The following is a 1,859-nucleotide window of genomic DNA, read 5'->3' on the forward strand; positions in this document are numbered from 1 at the left end:
CGCCACGGCGCTGGGCGCGCCCGCGAAGGGCCCGGCCCCGGCACCTCCGGCGGCGGCCACCCCGGCCCCCGCCGCCGACGCGCGGACCGCGCTCCAGGAACTGGCCGCCGAGGAGCGCCGGCTGGCCGACGACCGGACCAGGGCCCTGCTGGACGCCGAACCGGAGCTGGCCCGCCTGCTGGCCTCGGTCGCCGCCGCGGGGGCGGCCCACGCCTACCTGCTGACCGAGTTGGCCAAGGAGGCCTCGTCATGACGGACAGGGCCGGACAGGCGGGGGCGGGACAGGACGACGCCAGGGGGACGCTGCGGGCCGCCCAGGCCGCGCTCGCCGCCGAACACGCGGCGGTGTACGGATACGGGGCACTGGGCGGACGCCTGGAGGACGGCCGGCGCGCCGACGCGGCCGCGGCCCACACCGGCCACCGGGCACGGCGTGACGCGCTGGTGCGGACGGTGGGCGACCTGGGCGGCAGGCCGGTGGCCGCCGCCGCCGCGTACGCCCTGCCGTTCGCGGTGCGCGATCCGGCGAGCGCGATGCGTCTCGCCGCCGTGCTGGAGGACCGTGTCGCGGGCGTCTACTCCGATCTCGTACGCGCCGCCCGGGGCCCGCTGCGCCGGCAGGCGGCGGAAGCGCTGCGCGAAGCCGCCGTCCGGGCGGTCCGCTGGCGCGGCACCGGCGTAGCCTTTCCGGGGCTCGCCGAGAAGGCCGGGGCACACCCGTCGGACACCACGGCGGAGGCGGGCGCCGCGGGCGTCACGCCGTGAACGCAGCTGGGAAGGGGAACAAGGCACGTATGGGTTTCGAACCGCCGCAGCGCCTGGTCCGAGCGCTCGGCGAGGCGTACGGGGACGCGGTCGCCGCCGACTGGCTGGGCCGGCTCCCGGCGCTGACCGAGGAGGCGCTGTCCGCGGCCGGGCACGCCGTCTCCCCGGAGCGGGTGGTGGCACCCGGCGGACGCAGCAGCCTCGTCCTCCTGGTGCACCGCCGGGACGGCACACCCGCCGCGCTCAAGATCGCGCCGGCAGGTGCCGCGCCCGGCCGGGAGCGGGCCGCCCTCGCGCAGTGGGACGGCTGGGGGGCGGTCCGGCTCCTGACGTCCGGGGACGGTCCGGCGCCCGAGGGCGCCCTGCTGCTGGAGCGGCTGCACCACGAGGTGTCCCTGCGCTCCCTCCCCGACGCGAAGGCGCTGCTGGAGGCGGCGGGCACGGTCCGGCGCCTGTGGGTGGACCCGGTGGACGGCCACGGCTACGAGAGCGTCGAGACGCGCACCGGCCGGCAGGCGGAGCCGATGCGTGCCGCCGCGGCGGCCGACCCGGCGCTCGGTCCGCTGGTCTCCGCGGCCCTGGAGGCCCGCGGGGAGCTGGTCGCGCACTCCCCCGAACTGCTGCTGCTGCACGGCAACTTCCGGCAGAGCAAGGTGCTGTCCGGAGAGCGGGCGCCGTGGCTCGCGGTCGGCCCGGAGCCGCTGGTCGGCGAGCGCGCCTACGACCTGGCACGGCTGGTCCGCGACCGGGCCGAGGACCTGGTCGCCTCGCCGGGCGGAGCGGCGACGGCCCGCCGCCGCATCAGGAAGCTCGCGGACTCCCTGGAGGTGGACCAGGCGCGGCTGCGCGGCTGGACGCTGTTCCGGGCCGTGGAGTCGGGCACCCGCGCGCTGGCGGCGGGGCGGCGCCAGGACGGCGAAGTGGCCCTGGAGTTCGCGGGCTGGCTGTAACCCCGCACACACCACCGGGGAGGGGGCGCCCCCCGCCGCGGCGGGGGGGCCCCCCCGGGCCGCCGCGGGTGGGAGGGGCCCCGGTGGGGCAGCGGGGGGTGCCCGACGGCCACGGGGTGGTCCACCCCGCGCCCCGGCAGCGCG

2 protein-coding genes and 1 pseudogene are annotated in these 1,859 nt (G+C 79.6%); all 3 read left to right on the top strand.

Features of this window, described 5'->3' with window-relative positions; genetic code table 11:
• Positions 1 to 253, top strand: a pseudogene (locus ABZ371_RS32235) (hypothetical protein); the annotation flags it as partial.
• Positions 250 to 765: a ferritin-like domain-containing protein gene (locus ABZ371_RS32240; RefSeq protein WP_358686418.1), complete on the top strand. Its 516-nt coding sequence runs from the start codon at positions 250 to 252 to the stop codon at positions 763 to 765. The pseudogene ABZ371_RS32235 and the gene ABZ371_RS32240, both read left to right, overlap by 4 nt.
• Before the next feature lie 29 nt (positions 766 to 794).
• A complete protein-coding gene (locus ABZ371_RS32245; RefSeq protein WP_358686420.1) occupies positions 795 to 1,715 on the top strand; it encodes an aminoglycoside phosphotransferase family protein in 921 nt (306 codons plus the stop codon).
• The last annotated feature ends 144 nt before the right edge of the window (positions 1,716 to 1,859 follow it).

This window comes from Streptomyces sp. NPDC005899 (assembly GCF_040629645.1).
Classification (GTDB): domain Bacteria; phylum Actinomycetota; class Actinomycetes; order Streptomycetales; family Streptomycetaceae; genus Streptomyces.